Consider the following 18,112-nt stretch of genomic DNA (forward strand, 5'->3'; position numbering starts at 1 on the left):
GACCGCCCCCGGACAAAATCGATTGCCGGCGAAATCAGGCATTTCGCCAGTGGAGACTTGGATAGAGATGAACAAGGTCGATCGCGACATCGCCAATTTGCCCGACACGACGGTGTCGGTGAAAGACAAATTCGGCTTCGAGTCCAAGATGGTGGTGCCGGCCTATTCGGTGACCTCGGAACATGTGCCGGACATCGATCCGGACTATCTGTTCGACAAGGCGACGACGCTGGCGATCCTTGCCGGCTTTGCCTACAATCGCCGCGTCATGGTGTCTGGCTATCACGGCACCGGCAAATCGACCCATATCGAACAGGTCGCCGCCCGCCTTAACTGGCCCTGCGTGCGCGTCAACCTCGACAGCCACGTCAGCCGTATCGACCTCGTCGGCAAGGACGCCATCGTCGTCAAGGATGGCCTGCAGATCACCGAATTCCGCGACGGCATCCTGCCCTGGGCCTACCAGCACAATGTCGCGCTCTGCTTCGACGAGTACGATGCAGGCCGTCCGGACGTGATGTTCGTCATCCAGCGCGTGCTGGAATCGTCGGGCCGCCTGACGCTGCTCGACCAGAGCCGGGTCATCCGCCCGCATCCGGCGTTCCGGCTGTTTTCGACCGCCAACACGGTCGGCCTCGGCGACACTACCGGCCTCTATCACGGCACGCAGCAGATCAACCAGGCGCAGATGGATCGCTGGTCGATCGTCACCACGCTGAACTACCTGCCGCACGACAATGAGGTGAACATAGTGCTGGCCAAGGCCAAGCACTATCGCGACGGCAAGGGCAAGGACATCGTCAACAAGATGGTGCGGGTCGCCGACATGACGCGCTCGGCCTTCATCAATGGCGATCTGTCGACCGTGATGAGCCCGCGTACCGTCATCACCTGGGCCGAAAATGCCGAGATCTTCGGCAATATCGGCATGGCGTTCCGGCTGACCTTCCTCAACAAGTGCGACGAGCTGGAGCGTTCGGTGGTGGCCGAGTTCTACCAGCGCGCCTTCGGCGAGGACCTGCCCGAGAGCGCCGCCAACGTGGTGCTGGGCTGAGCAGAGCCTCGATGGCGGGTCCGGGCGACAACACGCGCAACAAGTCGAAGACGGGGTCTGAAGCCGACAGCTTCAAGCGTGCCGTCACCGTCTGCATGCGCGCCATCGCCGGCGACAAGGAGCTCGAAGTCGGTTTCGCCAAGGACCGCCCGGCGCTCGCCGGCAGCCGCGCCCGACTGCCCGAACTGCCGAAGAAAGCGTCCAAGACAGACATCGCGATTACTCGTGGCCTGGGTGATTCCATGGCGCTGAAGCGCGCCTGCCACGATCAGCGCATCCACACCAAACTGGCGCCGGAAGGCAAGCTGGCGCGCTCGATCTATGACGCCGTGGAACAGGCCCGCGTCGAGGCGATCGGCAGCCGCGCCATGCAAGGCGTCGCCGACAATATCGGCTCGATGCTGGAGGACAAATACGCCAAGGCCAACTTTGTCGACGTCAAGGACAAGGCCGACGCGCCGATCGAGGAGGCGCTGGCGCTGATGGTGCGCGAAAAGCTGACCGGACGGCCGATCCCGAAGAGCGGCGAACGGCTGGTCGACCTCTGGCGGCCCTGGGTCGAGGAAAAAGCCAAGGCCGATCTCGACGGACTGTCGGCCAAGCTCGGCGACCAGCAGGCCTTCGCCCGCGTCGTGCGTGAGATGCTGGCGTCCATGGAGATGGCCGAGGAACTCGGCGACGATCAGGAGACCGAAGACTCCGAGGACAATGACGAGAACCAGCCGCAAGGCGAGGAGCAGAGCGAGGAGGGCGGCGAAGAGGATTCCGGCTCCGAGCAGTCGCAATCCGAGGATGCCGAGGCCTCGGCCGACGACGAACAGTCGTCCGAGACTGAGGCCTCCGACGCCACTGCCGACGATCTTTCCGACGATGACGATGCGGACGCCGAAACGCCGGGCGAGGCGCGCCGTAACGACAACCCGTTCGCCAACCTGCCGAAAGAGATCGACTACAAGGTTTTCACCACCGCCTTCGACGAGACGGTCGGTGCGGAAGAGCTGTGCGAGGAAGAAGAACTCGACCGGCTGCGCGCCTTCCTCGACAAGCAACTGGCCAATCTCTCCGGCGTCGTCGGACGGCTCGCCAACCGGCTGCAGCGCCGCCTGATGGCGCAGCAGAACCGTTCCTGGGATTTCGACCTCGAAGAGGGTTATCTCGATCCGGCACGCCTGGTTCGTGTCGTCATCGACCCGATGCAGCCCTTGTCGTTCAAGCAGGAGCGCGACACCAAATTCCGCGACACGGTGGTGACGCTGGTGCTCGACAATTCGGGCTCGATGCGCGGTCGGCCGATCACGGTTGCCGCCACCTGTGCCGACATTCTGGCGCGCACGCTGGAGCGCTGCGGCGTCTCGGTCGAGATCCTCGGCTTCACCACGCGGGCGTGGAAGGGCGGACAGGCTCGCGAGAAGTGGCTGAAGGACGGCAAGCCGCCGAACCCCGGCCGGCTCAACGATCTGCGCCACATCATCTACAAATCCGCCGATCATCCGTGGCGTCGCGCCCGGCGCAATCTCGGCCTGATGATGCGCGAGGGCCTGCTCAAGGAAAACATCGACGGCGAGGCGTTGTTATGGGCGCACAACCGGCTGATCGCCCGGCCCGAACAGCGCAAGATCCTGATGATGATCTCGGACGGCGCGCCGGTTGACGATTCGACGCTGTCGGTCAATCCTGGCAACTATCTCGAGCGGCACCTGCGCGCCGTCATCGAGCTGATCGAGACGCGCTCGCCGGTCGAGCTTCTGGCCATCGGCATCGGCCACGACGTCACCCGCTATTACAGGCGCGCCGTCACCATCGTCGATGCCGAGGAACTGGCCGGCGCCATGACCGAGCAGCTGGCCTCGCTGTTCGCCGAGGAAAACGTGCGCGATACACGCCGCGGCGGCTACCGGCGCGCCGGATGATTTTTTTGCGCGGCGGGTTTCGGCAGATGCTCTTCGCGGTCACTGCCTTGTCTGGCATGGCGTTTGCGCCGGCCATCGCCGCCGGCCCAAGCGCGGTCGAGCCGGTCGAAGTCTCGGCGCGGCCGATCACCACCTTCCATATCGGCAGCGCCGACAAGCAGTTTGGGCCGCTGGAATTCGTCGGCGGTCTTGAGATGAACTCGACGACGCGCGATTTCGGCGCGCTGTCGGCATTTCGGTTCGTCAAACCCGGCAGCGATTTCATCGGCGTCGCCGATACGGGCTTCTGGTTCTTCGGCTCTATCACCCATAATGCCGACAAGCGGCCGTCCGGCATCCAGAATTTCCGCATGCAGCAGATGGTCGATGAGAAGGGCCGGCCGATCGACAGGAAATGGGAAGTCGATGCCGAGGGCCTTGCAGTCAAGGACGGCATCGCCACCGTCGGCTTCGAGCGCGATCACCGCGTCGCCCAGTTCAAGATCGACCCCAGCAACATGACGGCGCCGTTCAAGCAACTGAACTTTCTGGTTCCAGCCCGCGAACTGCGACAGAACCGCGGTTTCGAGACCGTCACCCACGCCAATCCCAACGGCCAGCACGAGGGCGGCCTCGTCGTGGTCTCGGAAAAGAGCTTGGACAAGGCTGGCAACATCTATGCCGCCATCATCGAAGGGCCGCACAAGGGCGTCTTCACGATCAAGCGCAACGGCGATTTCGACATCACCGACGGCGCTTTCCTGCCGGATGGCGACCTGCTGCTTTTGGAGCGCAGTTTCTCGATGGCCGGCGGTGTCAGGATGCGGCTAAGGCGCATCTATGGCGATAGCGTCGAGAAGGGCGCGGTTGCCGACGGGCCGGTGCTGATGGAAGCCGACATGGGCTACCAGATCGACAATATGGAAGGGCTCGACGTCTGGACCCGCGATGACGGAGCGCTGATGGTGTCGCTGATCTCGGACGACAACCATTCGATCCTGCAGCGCAACCTCTATCTGGAATTCATCCTGCACCAGGATTGAGAGCCCTAAGGCTTGGTGGCGATCCAGATGACGTGGCGCGCGCCGCGCTTGCCATTGGCGCGCGTCTTCACCTCGTCCACGACAAAGCCCGCCTGCTTGAGCCTAAGTGTGAAGCCGGCATCGGGGCCTTGCGACCAAACAGCCAGCACGCCCCCGGGCCTGAGCGCTGCACGCGCCGCGCCGAGGCCGGCAGCGCCATAGAGGGCGTCGTTGCCCCTGTAGACGATGCCTTGGGGGCCATTGTCGATATCGAGCAGGATGGCGTCCCAGGCTGCCTTGTCGGATCTTATGATGTGCCCGGCGTCGGCTTCGCGAACCGTCACACGGGGATCGTCGAGACAGCCGGCGAAGACCGCCTCCATGGGGCCGCGCGCCCAGGCGATGACGGCGGGGACAAGCTCGGCAACGGTGATGCCTGCGTCGGCGCCCATTTGGGCAAGCGCAGCGCGCAGCGTAAAACCCATGCCGAGGCCGCCGATCAGGATTCTCGGTTGGGCGCGGCCGCCGATCTTTTCACAGGAGAGCTTGGCCAGCGCTTCCTCGGAGCCGCTGAGGCGGCTGTTCATCAGCTCATTGGTGCCGAGCATGATCGAGAATTCGCTGCCGCGCTGCTTGAGGCGCAGTTCCTGTCCGCCGTCAGGCGTTTTGGCCGAGCCGAGCTGGACCCAGGGAATCACGGCCTAGACAGCCACGGCCGGCTGGCTCCAGTGGGCGGCGAGCAGCCGGTAGGGGATCAGGGCCACAACAGCGATGATCAGCTTCACCGAGAGGTCGCCCAGCGCCCAGGAGACCCAGCGCATGGACTCGACCGGCAGCACGCCCATCAGCGGCGCCGTCTCCAGCGCAAAGCTGTCGTTCGGGCCGGCAAAAGCGAAGGCGGCCGAAAAGGCGATGCTGAAGAACACCAGGGTGTCGAACACCGAGCCGACCAGCGTGCCGACGATCGGCGCGCGCCACCAGCTCTGCCGGCGCAACCGGTTGAACACGGTGACGTCGAGCAATTGCGCGCAAAGGAAGGCCGCGCCGGAAGCTGTGGCGATGCGCACCAGCCGGTCGGCTGATGTCTCGAACTCGATCAGGCCGTGGCGAAACAGGAAGGGCGGGACGAGGATCGAGCAGACCACAGCGGTCATGAAGCCGACAAGGACGATGCGGCGCGCCACGGTCGGCCCGTAGCGGCGGTTGGCAAGGTCGGTGACCAGGAAGGAGAAGGGATAGGTGAAGGCGCCCCAGGTCAGGATGTCGCCCAGCGACAGACCGCCGGCCTGGCCCTGCATCGGGAACTGCACGAGGATGTTCGATGCCACGACGACAAGCGCCATGGCGGCCACAAAGGGCAGATATCGCGAGAAGGAAGTCATTTTTTTATCCTGGGTAATGGAACCAGCCAGGCGCTAGCCGAAGTTCGGGTCGCGCTGCCTTGCAAGTTTTGAGCATCGGATTGCTCCGATGCTGCTGCCTTAGAAGTTTTGAGCATCGGATTGCTCCGATGCTCAGGGCGGTCGTCCCCCGCCTTGATATCGTTAAGCGGCGGGCTGGTCGGCCAGCTTCTTGGCGATCTGCTTCTTCAACAGGCGCGCGCGCTGCGACAATTCCTTGGCGTCGGCCTTGGCCAGGAAGGCGTCGAGGCCGCCGCGATGCTCGACCGAACGCAGCGCGTTGGCCGAAATGCGCAGGCGCACATTCTGGTTCAGCGCTTCCGAAATCAGCGTCACATTGACGAGGTTCGGCAGGAAGCGGCGCTTGGTCTTGTTGTTGGCGTGGCTCACATTGTTGCCGGTCTGGACTGCCTTGGCAGTGAGTTCGCAGGTGCGGGACATGGTTCTAACCTTCAGTTCTGTCTAGCCTGCCAAACCTTGTTCGCCCGCGCCGGGTGGCGCGCGGTTTCAGTCAGGCGGCCTTATGGAAAAGTTGGCGTTCCTTAGTTGCATTTCGCCAATGCGTCAAGCTCCGGCTTGCCCACGACTGTGACGGGCGTTTCACATAAAGGCCGGAATTCAGCCTATAAGCGGTCGGACAGGGACATTTCAAGCCGGAGTCGCCCGCCTCCGGTTAAAAAAATCAAGGACCGAGCCCGCCATGCTTCGCCCGTCACATGCCGTTGTCGCCATATTTGTCGCCGCCTTGCCAACATCAACCCTTGCCGCCGCGCCCGCAGCCACCGCACAGTCCTTCAAGGGCGAATACACGGTGTCGTTCCTGGGCCTTTCCGTGGCCAAGGCGACATTTTCCAGCCACTACGAAGGCGATAGCTATTCCATAGACGGCACCGTCTCCAGCGCGGGTCTCGCCACCTTGTTCGACGACACGAGCGGCACGATCTCGTCAAAGGGCAAGATCCTGGGCAAGCAGATGCAGCCGCAGGTATTTCGCGCCGATTATAAGTCCGGCAAGAAGGCTTCCATGGTCGATATCCGCTTTGCCAATGGCGCGGTGACCGCCACCCAGATCATTCCCGAGCCGAAAAAGCGCAATCCCAAAAACTGGATACCGCTGGGCAGCAACGATCTGGCATCGGTGCTCGATCCGATGGCGGCTACCGTCATCCATGCTGACAGCCTCGACCAGGTCTGTGGGCGCAAGGTGAAATTCTATGACGGCGAGATGCGCGCCGACCTGACGCTGACCTACGCCTCGAAAGGATCGATCTCGGTCAAGGGCTACAAGGGCGACACCGTTACCTGCAAGATGAGCTTCGAGCCGGTGGCAGGCTACCGCAAGGGCCGCAAGGCGCTGAATTACCTGAAGAAGAAGAGCCAGATGATGGTGACGTTTGCACCGCTCGGCCAAACCGGCATATATGCGCCGATCCACGCCACGGTCGGGACGCAGATCGGCACCTTGACTGTCAGCGCGGGGCGGTTCGAAGCTACTGAATAGACGCGCCCACCCGAATAGAATGGGGCGAGTCGCCGGAGACGGGCATGGGGCGCGCAACACTGATCGGTTTCTCGGCGGTCGCCATATGGGCGCTGCTGGCGTTGCTCACCGATGCGTCGGGCGCCGTGCCGCCATTCTTGCTCTCGGCCATCACCTTCACCATCGGCACCGCCGTCGGGTTGGTTGCCCGGCTGTTCATGCCGGCGACCGATAAAAGCCTGAAGATCCCACGCCAGGTCTGGGTGATCGGCATTGCCGGACTGTTCGGCTACCATTTCTTCTATTTCACCGCGCTGCGCAACGCGCCGGCGGTCGAGGCAAGCCTGATCGCCTATCTGTGGCCGCTGCTGATCGTGCTGGGATCAGCGCTGATGCCGGGCGAGAAGCTGGCCTGGAACCATGTCGTCGGCGCGCTGCTCGGGCTCGCCGGGACCGTGCTGATCGTCACCAAGGGTGGCGGCCTCGCCTTCGATGCTCGCTACACCTTCGGCTATGCGATGGCGGCCGTCTGTGCGCTGCTGTGGTCGTCCTATTCACTGCTGTCGCGGCGCTTTCCGGCGGTGCCGACCTCGATCGTCACCTGGTTCTGCGCCGCCACGGCAGCCCTGTCCCTCATCTGCCATCTTCTGCTGGAAAAGACGGTGCTGCCCGATGGCCCCGGCCAGTGGCTGGCGGTGGTTGGTTTGGGGTTGATGCCGGTGGGTGCCGCCTTCTACGCCTGGGATATCGGCGTCAAACGAGGCAACATCCAGGTGCTCGGCGCGGCAAGCTATGCGGCGCCACTGCTGTCGACATTGGTGCTGATCGCGGCGGGCGTTGCCGAGCCGTCGCTGCGTATCCTGGCTGCCTGCGTACTGATCACCGGCGGCGCGGCGCTGGCGGCGAAATCGTTGTTCCTGCGCAAGGCGGCAACTGGCGGGGCAAGCGCATGACGATGCCGTTTGCCGGCGGCATCGACGCCAACGCAAATGCAACATTGATTTTTTCGCTGGTGGCGGCAGTGATCTACGCCTTCACCCTGGATATGCGGCCGACGCTGGCCCGCTCGGCGGCAAAGACGCTGGCCGTGGCCATGCTTGCGGCACTCGCCTTCATGCAAGGTGGGCCGCTGTTGCTCGTCGTCGCACTGCTGCTCAGCGGCGTCGGCGATGCCTTCCTGTCGCGTGACGGCGAAAAGGCCTTCCTCGGCGGGCTGGCCAGCTTCCTTGCGGCGCATGTCCTCTATGTGCCGCTCTTCCTGCTCGGCGGCGGCGGGCTGGATGTGCTCAGCACCGAGACATGGCGCGGCGCCATCGCGCTTGCCATGGCGGCCTTCGCAGTCGTCATGCTGGCGGCGCTCTGGCGCCGTGTCAGTCCCGGCCTGCGGGTGCCGATCGCCATCTATATCGCGGCCATTCTGGCGATGGGCATCTCGGCGTTGACGCTCGCCAATCCGTGGGTCATCGGCGGCGCTGTTATGTTCATGGCATCGGACGGGCTGCTTGCCGCGGAGAAATTCCTGGTTCCGGCAATAGCACCCTATCGCGCCGGCATCCGTTATGCGGTCTGGGTGCTCTACTATGCCGCCCAGCTCTGCATAACTCTTGGTTTTCTTCTGGCCTAAGGCTGCCAGCCCGGCTCGGCCATTTCAAACGCGGCGAAGTCGAAGCCCGGCGCCACGGTGCAGCCGACCAACGTCCATTCGCCGAGGCTGCGCGCCGATTGCCACCAGCCGGCCGGCACGACGATCTGCGGCCGCTCGCCCGCCGCAAGCTCAATGCCGAGCACCTGCTCGATCACCTGGTTAAGCATTGGACTACCTTCCTCGCACATCGACAGCGCCAGCGGCGCTCCGGCATGGAAGTGCCAGACCTCGGCCGCGTCCTTGACCCGGTGCCAGGCCGAAATCTGGTCCTGTTCAAGGAGGAAATAGATCGCCGTCGAATGGCCGCGCCCGGCGCCGTCGCGAAAGGTCTCGGCATACCAGCCGCCTTCCGGATGTGGCTTGAGGCCGAGCGTGGCGATGATTTCAGCGGCGCTGGTCATGGCTGATCCCGGAATGATGCTCAGAAATTGTCCTTGCGCTTGCGGATTTCCGCGAACACTTCGGCGTCGGAGGCCGCCTCCATACCGAGATGCTTGCGGATCGCCGGGTCGTGCCAGCGCAGGAACGGATTGGTCGACAATTCCTCGCCGATCGTGGTCGGCAGCGTCGCCTTGTTGTCGGCGCGCAGGGTCTCGATCTTGGCGGCGCGTTCTTTCAGCGCCGAATTGGTCGGGTCGACGGTCAACGCAAAGCGGGCGTTCGAAAGCGTATACTCATGGCCGCAATAGATGACCGTGTCGGCCGGGAGTGCGGCGAGCTTCTTCAGCGACTCATACATCACCGGCGGCTTGCATTCGAACAGCCGGCCGCAGCCGAGCGCGAACAAAGTGTCGGCGGTGAACGCCACTTTCGAGGCCGGAAAATGATAGGAGACATGGCCCGCTGTGTGGCCGGGCGTGGCGATGACATCGATCCGCTCACCGCCGAGATGGACGACCGAGCCTTGCCCGACGGTCTCGTCGATGCCGGGGATCTTTTCCTTTTCCGCCTCCGGTCCGACGATGCGCAGCTTGAAGCGCTCCTTCAGCGCCAGATTGGCCTCGACATGGTCTACATGGTGGTGGGTGGTCAGGATCATCGTCGGCTTCCAGCCGGTACGCTCGATCGCGGCAATGATCGGCGCTTCTTCGGGCGCGTCGATAATGGCGGTCTCGCCGCTTTTCGGGTCATGCACCAGCACGCCGAAATTGTCGCTGCGGCACATGAACTGTTCGATTTCGACGGGCATTGGCATCTCTCCATCTGTTGGCGCAGACATAGGGCGCTTGGCCGCCGATGTCACTCTAGCTTTGCAGAACGTGCCGGCTTTGTTGAACTTGGGCGGCATCGCAGCTACCGTCCCGCGCATGCATTCCGATATCGTCGATCTCCGCTCCTTCTATTCGACCACGCTCGGCCGCCTGGCTGAACGCTCGATCACCATGGCGCTGTCCTCAATATGGGCAACAGTGCCCAATGAGCGGCTGGTCGGGCTCGGCTATACCTTGCCGTGGCTGGAGCGGTTCGGCACCGATGCCGAGCGGGTGTTTGCCTTCATGCCTGCCACGCAAGGGGCCGTCGTCTGGCCGGCGAACGGACCGACGGCGACGGCGCTGGTCTTCGACGAGGAATTGCCGCTGGTCGATTCCTGCATCGACCGCATGCTGCTCGTGCATTCGCTTGAACATGTCGAAAACCCGCGCGAGACGCTGAACGAGATCTGGCGGGTGCTGTCGCCGGCAGGGCGCGTCGTCATCGTCGTGCCCAACCGGCGCGGTGTCTGGGCGCGGTTCGAGCACACGCCGTTCGGCAATGGCCGGCCGTTCTCGCGCGGCCAGCTGACAGAATTGCTGCGCGAGGCGAATTTCACACCGGCTTCCTGGTCCGACGCGCTGTTCTTCCCGCCATCGCCGCGGCGCTTCATGATGCGGTTCCACAATGTGCTGGAGCGCGCCGGCCGGCGGTTCTGGCCGATCTTTTCCGGCGTCATCGTGGTCGAGGCGCAGAAGCGGCTCTATCAGGGCGTGCCGGTCGCGCAGCGCGCCTCGCGCCGTGTCTTCGTGCCGGTACTGTCACCGCACGGTGCGACGCGGCTTGGCCGCCGGGCGGAAGGGGTGACATCGACGACGCGTCAGGTGACACCTTCGTGATCATCATGAAAACTGGTGTTGCGTGGGTTTTTCCCACCTATCTGTCGCAGATGCATTCGCGGTCCGTTTGAGCGGCGGATGCCTTCAAGTCTCTCCATCTGGTTTCAGCAACGCTTCTGAACGCAAGGACCTCGTGCATGGCTGATCAACCGGACAAGTCCGCCACCGCTCAGCCGGTAACCGTCGAAGCCAGCAGCCTGCGCGATCAGGTGGCGACGATAAAACGGGCGCTGATAGGCTCACCGGTGCGCAAGTGGCTGGTCTGGACGTCGGTCGGCATTATGGCGGTCATCGTCGCGACGTCGATCGGCCAGGTTCTGCTCAACCGCTGGAACCAGCCTTTCTACGATGCGCTGGCGCGTCGCGACATGGCGGCCTTCCTGCATCAGCTGATGATCTTTGCCGTGATTGCCGGCACGCTGCTGCTGCTCAACATCGCTCAGACCTGGCTCAACCAGATGATCCGGCTGAAGCTGCGCGAGGCGCTGACGCTCGACCTGATCGACCAATGGATGCGGCCGGCGCGGGCCTTCCGGCTCGCCAATGCCGGCGCCATCGGCGTCAATCCCGACCAGCGCATGCAGCAGGATGCTGCGCATCTGTCCGATCTGTCGACGGACCTCGGCGTCGGCCTGCTGCAATCCTTCGTCCTGCTGGTGTCGTTCGTCGGCGTGCTTTGGCAACTCTCGTCGGGCTTCGTCTTCCACATCAACGGCTGGTCGCTGGCGATACCGGGCTACATGGTCTGGGCCGCGTTCCTCTATGCCGGCATCGCCTCCTGGCTGAGCTGGCTGGTCGGGCGGCCGCTGATCCGCCTCAACAGCGACCGCTACACCCGCGAGGCCGAGCTGCGTTCCGGGATGGTGCGCGTCAACGAGAATGTCGACGCCATCGCGCTCTATCACGGCGAAGCCGATGCCAAGAGACGGCTCGAAATCGACCTTGGCACGGTGCTGGGCGCGATGCGAAACATCTACAAAGCGCAGATCAACCTGTCCTGGGTGACCGATACCTATGGCTGGATCACCGTGGTGGCGCCGATCCTTGTGGCATCGCCGGTCTATTTTTCAGGCGATATCAGCTTTGGCGGGTTGATGATGGCGGTCGGCGCCTTCAACCAGGTGCACTCGTCGCTGCGCTGGTTCATCAACAATATCGGCGGCATCGCCGACTGGCGCGCCACGCTGATGCGCGTTGCCGACTTCCGCATTGCGCTCGATGAAACCGATGTGTTGCACGACAAGGAAAAGCGCATCGAATTCGGCGATAACGCCAATGGCAGCCTGACCTTCGAGAAGCTCCAAGTGGCCTCGCCGGAGGGCTGCACCAAACTTTCAGACAGCCATGTCGAGATCCATCCCGGCGAGCGCGTCATGATCACCGGCGACCCAGGCGCCGGCAAGACATTGTTCTTCCGCGCCATTGCCGGCCTTTGGCCCTGGGGCAGCGGGCGGATCGGCTTGCCGGCCGGAGAAACGCCGATTTTCGTGCCGCGTGTTCCGTATTTTCCTGCCGGCACGTTACGCGAAGTGCTGCATCCGAATGCCTCGGCGCCGGCTGGCGATGCTGATTTTGGGGCGGTGCTGGCCGAGGTCGGCCTCGAGCGGCTGTCATCCTCGCTCGACCGTTCCGCACGCTGGGAGCGTGAACTCAACGATGACGAACAGCGGTCGCTGGCCTTCGCCAGACTGGCCTTGCGGCAGCCGAAATGGGTGATCATCGACGAAGCGATGGACGCGTTCGATGGTCCTTCGCTGCGAAGGGTACTGTCCATGCTGGAGAAACGCCTGCCGGAAACCGCGATCCTCAACATCGGGCGCGGACTGCACAATGGTCATTTCTTTCCACGCGCATTGAACATCGTGAAGGATACGGGTGCTGCGCCACTGAAACCCGCCCGAGTCAGGACCGGCGCCATCGACCCGCCGCCGAAAGCGGCCGTGCGGCGAAAGAAGTAGAAGGGGCTTTATTTCGCCGCGATCGCGGCGAAGATCACGGATCGAAATATCGGTGGTGCGGCCATGCTCAACGCGTTCAGTCTGTTAGCTTGCCTTGCCTGCACCACGCCCGTGGCTGCCCCGGCCGTTGCCGTGGATGTCGAACTGGTGCTGGCCGTCGACATCTCACAGTCGATGGACGAGAGGGAGTTCGCGCTGCAGCGCGCTGGCTATGTCGAGGCCCTCAGGCATCCCGATTTCATCAAGGCCGTGCGCTCGGGAACCACCGGGCGCATCGCGCTTGCCTATTTCGAATGGGCGGGCGTCGTGCGCGAGGATGGCGTCATCGCCTGGCAGGTGATCGACAGCGCAGAGAGCGCCAACGCCTTCGCCGACAGAATAGAAGCGCGGCCGTTCCGCAGCTTTCGCGGCACCTCGATTTCCGGTGCGCTTGCCTTCGGCGCCGGGCTGTTCGAGGGCACGGGGTTCGATGCGCCACGCAGCGTCATCGACATTTCCGGCGACGGTCCCAACAACACCGGGCTGCCCGTCGCCACGACACGCGATGCGGCGGTGGCCAAGGGCATCGTCATCAACGGCCTGCCGATCCTGATCAGCCCGTCGCCGACCTTCAGCCATCTCGACCAGTATTATGACGACTGCGTCACCGGTGGGCCCGGCTCCTTCGTGTTGCCGATCTATGCGGCCTCGGAATTCGCCACCGCCATACGCCGCAAGCTGATCCTGGAGGTGAGCGGCATCGCCGATGCGACCGTGGTCCCGATCGATGCCGCCGCACCCATGGACTGCCTGCAGGGCGAACGCGACCGGCGGCTATATTCCGACCCATATCTGCCGGAACTCGACAAATGAGGTTTGAGGCAGTTCGGAGGGGAAAGCCGCTGCGCGGCTTGTCGGCAAACTTCAGGCCGGCCGTGCACCGTATTTGTCGCGAAATTCGGCATAGAGATCGCGGCGCCAGCGCCGGCCGCCGACATAGCCACGCAACAGCTGCGGCAGCGAATAGCCAAGCGCCTTCGACGACCGGTTGGCCATATAGCCGGAGAACGCCTGCGAAACCCTGCCCTTGAGTGCATCGGCGATGAGCTGCCGGGCGATCATGTAAGGCGGAATGTAGGGGTAGCGGTCGGCGATATAGGGGTGCTTGTCGATCAAGCTCGCATAGGCTTCGACATAGCCGTCCCGGCGACCGGAGATCGAATTCTCCGAGTTGTACTTTTTCCAGTCGATCACTTCGGACAGCTGCGCGCCGCTGCGACGGGCAAAGCGCAGCAACAATTCGCGATCCTGCATGCGCGTGACGTCACTGTCGTAGCCGCCGATGGCCAGCAGCGACTCGCGCCGGGCGGTGATTGCCGACCCGGCAATGAAGATGGTCTGCGCGACAAGGGCCCGCTCCAGCGAGTCGCGGCTCAGCAGCGCTTCGCGGTTGACGCAGTTGGTGCGGCGATTGCCCTTCAGCGACACGAAGGAACTGATCAGCACTTCGAGCGAGGGATTGTTGTCGAACTGCTCCAGCGTCCGCGCCAGGCGATCCGGCAAATAGACGTCGTCGGAATCGAGGAATGTCACCACCGGCGCCTGCGCCCGCTCGATGCCGGCATTGCGGGCGGCATTGGCGCCGCGCCATTTCGAGCCAACATAGATCAGCCGTGGATCGCGGATTTCGGCAAGTGCGGCTGCCGTACCGTCGGTCGAGCCGTCATCGACGACAATGTGTTCGAACCGGGGAAAATTCTGCGCCAGCACGCTCTCCACGGCGCGCACCACCTTGCTGCGGCGATTGTGCGTCGGTGTGATCACCGAGATCAGCGGAGCGAGGTCGGTTGCCTTGGACATGTTGCTTCGATTGTGCCCCGAAATGCCTGGAGGCCGGAGGTTTTGATGGTCGCCGTCCAAGCCTTACCCCGGGATGGCATTCGATTCGACGCTACAAAAAACCAGCGGCAATGTCATCACAAACTGTTGAGCCAGGACGCCGGTAAGCCGGCCGATTACCCCAGACGTAATCGACCGATGGCCATCATGTCTGCAGATTGCGCCAACGAAGCCGGTCGTCGGGCTTCGATCTCACAGGGAGTTCAGCCATGGCCGCCTACGCCGTCGCCCATATGCGTCAAGTCACAATGGGCCCGCAGATTGTCGAGTATCTGCAGAGGATCGACGCCACATTGGAGCCGTTCGGCGGCCGCTTCCTTGTCCACGGCGGCGACATGGACGTGGTCGAAAACGAATGGCCCGGGCATCTGATCGTCATCGAGTTTCCGGACAGGGCGCATGCGTGGGGCTGGTACGATTCATCAGCCTATCGGGAGATTCTGGTCTTGCGCACCGACAACTCCCACGCCGATGTGATCATCGCCGATGGCGTTCAGCACCCGCACAAGGCGACGGACGTGCTGGAATAGGGGCAAACTACCGCTTCAGCAAGAACACCGCTTGCTGGCCGAAGAAATTCCAGAACCACCATGGCATTGACAGGCCGATCTTCTGGCCGTTGCCGTCGAGCGCGGTGGCTTTCTCGACCGAAGCGCCGAGTTCCTCGACCAGATTGACGAAGTCGCGGATGGTGCAGAAATGGATGTTGGGCGTGTCGTACCAGGAATAGGGCAGGTCCGCGGTCACCGGCATCCGGCCCTTGACGAACAGCGACAGCCGCACCCGCCAGTGGCCGAAATTGGGGAAGGAGACGATGGCGCGGTTGCCGATTCGTAGCAGCTCGTCGAGCACCAGCTTCGGGTTGCGGGTCGCCTGCAGCGTCTGTGACAGGACGACGAAGTCAAAACCCTTGTCCGGATAGAATTCGAGGTCGGTGTCGGCATCGCCCTGGATGACCGAGAGGCCGCGCGCAACGCATTCATTGACGCCTCGCTGTGACAGCTCCAGCCCGCGGCCGTCGACCTGCTTGGTCTCCTGCAGGAGTTCGAGCAGCAGGCCGTCGCCGGAGCCGACATCGAGCACCCGCGACTGCGGCGGTATCAGGTTGGCCACGACTTCGAGGTCGACGCGCTGGCTGCCATTGACGCTCATGAGGCGAGCCCCCTTGCGCGGGCCGCCGAGCCGATGAAGCCCTTGATGGCGGCAAACAGTTCGGGTTCATCGAGCAGGAAGGCATCATGGCCGCGGTCGGTGTCGATCTCGACAAAGGAGACGGAGGCGCCGGCGGCGTTGAGCGCATGCACGATCGAGCGGCTCTCCTCGGTCGGGAACAACCAGTCCGAGGTGAAGGACACCAGGCAGAAGCGGGTCTTGGTCCCGGCAAAGGCATCGGCCAACCGGCCGCCATGGTCGGCGGCGAGGTCGAAATAATCCATCGAACGGGTCATGTAGAGGTAGGAGTTGGCGTCGAAGCGGTCGACGAATGTCATGCCCTGGTGGCGCAGATAGCTTTCGATCTGGAAATCTGCGTCGAAACCGAAGGTCAGCGCTTCGCGGTCCTGCAGATTGCGGCCGAATTTCCGATGCAGGGCGGCTTCCGACAGATAGGTGATGTGGGCGGCCATGCGCGCCACGGCGAGCCCCTTTTCCGGGCGCTTGCCGTGCTCGAAATATTTGCCGCCATGCCAGTCCGGATCAGCCATGACAGCCTGGCGGCCGACCTCGTGGAAGGCGATGTTTTGCGAGGAATGGCGTGCGCCTGTGGCGATCGGCAGGGCCGAGAAGACGCGCTCGGAATAGCATGACGCCCATTCCAGCACCTGCATGCCGCCCATCGAGCCGCCGAGCACGCAAAACAGCTTTTCGATGCCGAAATGGTCGACCAGCATCAGTTGCGCCCGCACCATGTCGCGGATGGTGATGATTGGCAGGTCGAGGCCGTAGGGCTTGCCGGTGGCGGGATTGGTCGAGGCCGGACCGGTGGAGCCGAGGCAGCCGCCGATGACGTTGGAGCAAATGACGAAGAAGCGGTTGGTGTCGATGATCTTGCCGGGACCGATCAGCACTTCCCACCAGCCGGGCTTGCCGGTCACCGGATTGGTGCTGGCGACATGCTGGTCGCCGGTCAGCGCGTGGCAGACCAGGATGGCGTTGGTGCGGGCATCGTTGAGGGCGCCATATGTCTGGTAGGCGATCTGGAACCGCGACAAAAGCGTGCCGGCGTCGAGCTTCAGCGGCTTGTCAGGGCCAAAACGCAACACAGGGCTCGACGGGTTGTCGGCCTCGTTGTTGGTTTTTGTAGCGCGGAGCGCGGCCATGTGACTCTCCTTGCCCGCCGTCAGGCAATAAAAAACCGGCAATGCGATCGCAAAGCCGGTTACGTCACGCAAACGGCCCTTTAGCGAGTTGTTTAACGTGGCTGCAAGCCGACCGGCCAAATCACCACGGAACTGTTGCGTTCTTCTAGAACTCGTGCGGCCCGGCGTCAACGGCCAGCTATTGCCCGCCTCTCGACATTCGCGGCTACGGCTTGTATTTCCGCTGCGGCCTCCGGACGGAGGCATTCTCGATGGATTTGCGACATGGACAAGACAGCGGACAAGGCACGGCCGACGCCCCGCGCGGGCATTATGGACATCGACGCCTATGTGCCGGGCAAGAGCACGGCACCGGCCGGCGTCGCCAAGGTCCATAAATTGTCGTCGAACGAGAACCCGCTCGGCCCGTCGCCGAAGGCGATCGAGGCCGCGCGCGAAGTGGCCAGCAAGCTCGATGTCTATCCCGACGGCACCGCCCGCCGGCTGCGCGAGGCGATCGCCGAGGTGCACGGCCTCAACCCGGCAAACATCATCTGCTCCAACGGTTCCGACGAGATACTTGGCCTGCTGGCGCAGACCTATCTTGCGCCAGGCGATGAGGCGATTTTTACCGAACATGCCTTCATGGTCTACAAGATCTACATTCAGTCGGCGGGGGCCAAGCCGGTTGCTGTGAAGGAAACCGAGGAGCGCGCCGACGTCGACGCGATCCTGGCCGCGGTGACGCCGCGGACCAAAATCATCTTCCTCGCCAATCCCAACAACCCGACCGGCACCTATCTGCCGTTCCAGGAGGTCCGCCGCCTGCATGCCGCGCTCCCGGGCAACGTGCTTCTGGTGCTGGACGCGGCCTATGCCGAATATGTCAGGCGCAATGACTATGAGGCCGGCATCGAGCTGGCGGGCAGCGCACAGAATGTGGTCATGACCCGCACCTTGTCCAAGCTCGGCCTTGGCGGCGCGCGCATCGGCTGGATGTATGGCCCACTGCACATCGTCGATGCCATCAACCGCATCCGCGGCCCTTTCAACGTCAACGCAACAGCGATCGAGGCCGGCATTGCCGCCATCCGCGACCGCGCCCATGTCGAGCGCAGTTCGTTGCACAACGAGACCTGGCTTATCTGGCTGAATGAAGAACTGACGAAGCTTGGGCTGCGCGTGACGCCCAGCGTCGGCAATTTCGTCCTCATCCACTTTCCCGACGACAAGAGGCATTCGGCTGAGGCGGCGGACGATTACCTCACCCAGCGCGGCTATATATTGCGGCGCGTTACCGGCTATGGCTTTCCCAATGCGCTGCGCATGAGCGTCGGCACCGAAGAAGCAAATCGCGGCGTCATCGATGCCCTCACGACATTCCTGAAAAGCTGAAACA

General features: G+C 63.3%; 19 protein-coding genes and 1 riboswitch. Of the genes, 11 read left to right on the top strand and 8 right to left on the bottom strand.

Annotated features, from left to right (window positions below):
* The first annotated feature begins 67 nt into the window (after nucleotides 1-67).
* From cobS to NKJ64_RS19875, 3 genes are read left to right on the top strand one after another with little or no spacing between them, the layout of a single operon-like run.
* On the top strand, nucleotides 68-1,054 hold the full coding sequence (cobS, locus tag NKJ64_RS19865; protein ID WP_023670677.1) for a cobaltochelatase subunit CobS: 987 nt from the start codon (nucleotides 68-70) through the stop codon (nucleotides 1,052-1,054).
* 11 nt (nucleotides 1,055-1,065) lie between these two features.
* Nucleotides 1,066-2,964: a cobaltochelatase subunit CobT gene (gene cobT, locus NKJ64_RS19870; RefSeq protein ID WP_352463190.1), complete on the top strand. Its 1,899-nt coding sequence runs from the start codon at nucleotides 1,066-1,068 to the stop codon at nucleotides 2,962-2,964.
* Nucleotides 2,961-3,986, top strand: coding sequence for an esterase-like activity of phytase family protein (locus NKJ64_RS19875; protein WP_352463191.1), 1,026 nt, complete (start codon nucleotides 2,961-2,963; stop codon nucleotides 3,984-3,986). Before cobT ends, NKJ64_RS19875 begins: the two co-directional genes overlap by 4 nt.
* Nucleotides 3,987-3,991: 5 nt before the next feature.
* Here NKJ64_RS19875 and NKJ64_RS19880 read toward each other — a convergent pair whose 3' ends face one another.
* From NKJ64_RS19880 to rpmB, 3 genes are all read right to left on the bottom strand, one after another.
* The gene (locus NKJ64_RS19880) at nucleotides 3,992-4,663 is read right to left on the bottom strand and encodes a polyamine aminopropyltransferase (RefSeq protein WP_023742899.1); all 672 of its coding nucleotides are present in this window, start codon (nucleotides 4,661-4,663) and stop codon (nucleotides 3,992-3,994) included.
* 3 nt (nucleotides 4,664-4,666) lie between these two features.
* The gene (locus NKJ64_RS19885; RefSeq protein WP_023731082.1) at nucleotides 4,667-5,347 is read right to left on the bottom strand and encodes a queuosine precursor transporter; all 681 of its coding nucleotides are present in this window, start codon (nucleotides 5,345-5,347) and stop codon (nucleotides 4,667-4,669) included.
* Nucleotides 5,348-5,509: 162 nt separating this feature from the next.
* Nucleotides 5,510-5,806, bottom strand: a complete 297-nt coding sequence (gene rpmB, locus NKJ64_RS19890; protein ID WP_023670682.1) for a 50S ribosomal protein L28 — start codon at nucleotides 5,804-5,806, stop codon at nucleotides 5,510-5,512.
* Nucleotides 5,807-6,065: 259 nt separating this feature from the next.
* Between rpmB and NKJ64_RS19895 the strand changes: the two genes are divergently transcribed.
* The 3 genes from NKJ64_RS19895 to NKJ64_RS19905 are packed head-to-tail and all read left to right on the top strand — an operon-like array spanning nucleotide 6,066 to nucleotide 8,469.
* Entirely contained in the window at nucleotides 6,066-6,866 is an 801-nt protein-coding gene (locus NKJ64_RS19895) for a DUF3108 domain-containing protein (RefSeq protein ID WP_023685359.1), read from the top strand.
* Nucleotides 6,867-6,910: 44 nt separating this feature from the next.
* Entirely contained in the window at nucleotides 6,911-7,798 is an 888-nt protein-coding gene (gene yddG / locus NKJ64_RS19900) for an aromatic amino acid exporter YddG (protein WP_352463192.1), read from the top strand.
* Nucleotides 7,795-8,469, top strand: coding sequence for a lysoplasmalogenase family protein (locus NKJ64_RS19905; protein WP_023699113.1), 675 nt, complete (start codon nucleotides 7,795-7,797; stop codon nucleotides 8,467-8,469). The genes yddG and NKJ64_RS19905 overlap by 4 nt, the downstream gene beginning before the upstream one ends.
* Here the strand turns inward: NKJ64_RS19905 and NKJ64_RS19910 are convergent.
* Nucleotides 8,466-8,891: a cupin domain-containing protein gene (locus NKJ64_RS19910; RefSeq protein ID WP_023706325.1), complete on the bottom strand. Its 426-nt coding sequence runs from the start codon at nucleotides 8,889-8,891 to the stop codon at nucleotides 8,466-8,468. The genes NKJ64_RS19905 and NKJ64_RS19910 overlap by 4 nt on opposite strands.
* 20 nt (nucleotides 8,892-8,911) lie before the next feature.
* Nucleotides 8,912-9,679: a hydroxyacylglutathione hydrolase gene (gene gloB / locus NKJ64_RS19915; RefSeq protein WP_023706326.1), complete on the bottom strand. Its 768-nt coding sequence runs from the start codon at nucleotides 9,677-9,679 to the stop codon at nucleotides 8,912-8,914.
* 118 nt (nucleotides 9,680-9,797) lie between these two features.
* On the opposite strand from gloB, the gene NKJ64_RS19920 reads away from it, so the two are divergent.
* From NKJ64_RS19920 to NKJ64_RS19930, 3 genes are all read left to right on the top strand, one after another.
* Entirely contained in the window at nucleotides 9,798-10,580 is a 783-nt protein-coding gene (locus tag NKJ64_RS19920) for a class I SAM-dependent methyltransferase (RefSeq protein WP_023670688.1), read from the top strand.
* A gap of 137 nt (nucleotides 10,581-10,717) precedes the next feature.
* Nucleotides 10,718-12,538 carry an ABC transporter ATP-binding protein/permease gene (locus NKJ64_RS19925; RefSeq protein ID WP_352463193.1) on the top strand — a complete coding sequence of 607 codons (1,821 nt, stop codon included), beginning with the start codon at nucleotides 10,718-10,720 and terminating at the stop codon, nucleotides 12,536-12,538.
* 63 nt (nucleotides 12,539-12,601) lie between these two features.
* Nucleotides 12,602-13,390: a DUF1194 domain-containing protein gene (locus NKJ64_RS19930; RefSeq protein ID WP_352463194.1), complete on the top strand. Its 789-nt coding sequence runs from the start codon at nucleotides 12,602-12,604 to the stop codon at nucleotides 13,388-13,390.
* 51 nt (nucleotides 13,391-13,441) lie between these two features.
* Here the strand turns inward: NKJ64_RS19930 and NKJ64_RS19935 are convergent, their stop codons facing one another.
* On the bottom strand, nucleotides 13,442-14,377 hold the full coding sequence (locus NKJ64_RS19935; protein WP_023673297.1) for a glycosyltransferase family 2 protein: 936 nt from the start codon (nucleotides 14,375-14,377) through the stop codon (nucleotides 13,442-13,444).
* Between the two features lie 248 nt (nucleotides 14,378-14,625).
* Here NKJ64_RS19935 and NKJ64_RS19940 point away from each other — a divergent pair, with 248 nt between their 5' ends.
* Nucleotides 14,626-14,946 (top strand): DUF1330 domain-containing protein, encoded by a 321-nt coding sequence (locus NKJ64_RS19940; protein WP_023826245.1) that lies wholly within the window; start codon nucleotides 14,626-14,628, stop codon nucleotides 14,944-14,946.
* A gap of 7 nt (nucleotides 14,947-14,953) precedes the next feature.
* On the opposite strand, the gene metW is transcribed toward NKJ64_RS19940, so the two are convergent.
* Nucleotides 14,954-15,568: a methionine biosynthesis protein MetW gene (gene metW / locus NKJ64_RS19945; RefSeq protein WP_023685353.1), complete on the bottom strand. Its 615-nt coding sequence runs from the start codon at nucleotides 15,566-15,568 to the stop codon at nucleotides 14,954-14,956.
* Complete coding sequence (gene metX / locus NKJ64_RS19950) at nucleotides 15,565-16,734, bottom strand: homoserine O-acetyltransferase MetX (protein WP_352463195.1); 1,170 nt, start codon at nucleotides 16,732-16,734, stop codon at nucleotides 15,565-15,567. The genes metW and metX overlap by 4 nt, the downstream gene beginning before the upstream one ends.
* A 60-nt stretch (nucleotides 16,735-16,794) precedes the next feature.
* Nucleotides 16,795-16,872, bottom strand: a riboswitch (SAM riboswitch).
* 126 nt (nucleotides 16,873-16,998) lie between these two features.
* Here metX and hisC point away from each other — a divergent pair.
* The gene (gene hisC, locus NKJ64_RS19955; protein WP_352463196.1) at nucleotides 16,999-18,108 is read left to right on the top strand and encodes a histidinol-phosphate transaminase; all 1,110 of its coding nucleotides are present in this window, start codon (nucleotides 16,999-17,001) and stop codon (nucleotides 18,106-18,108) included.
* Nucleotides 18,109-18,112: the final 4 nt, after the last annotated feature.

This window comes from Mesorhizobium sp. M0062 (assembly GCF_040323125.1).
Classification (GTDB): Bacteria; Pseudomonadota; Alphaproteobacteria; order Rhizobiales; family Rhizobiaceae; genus Mesorhizobium.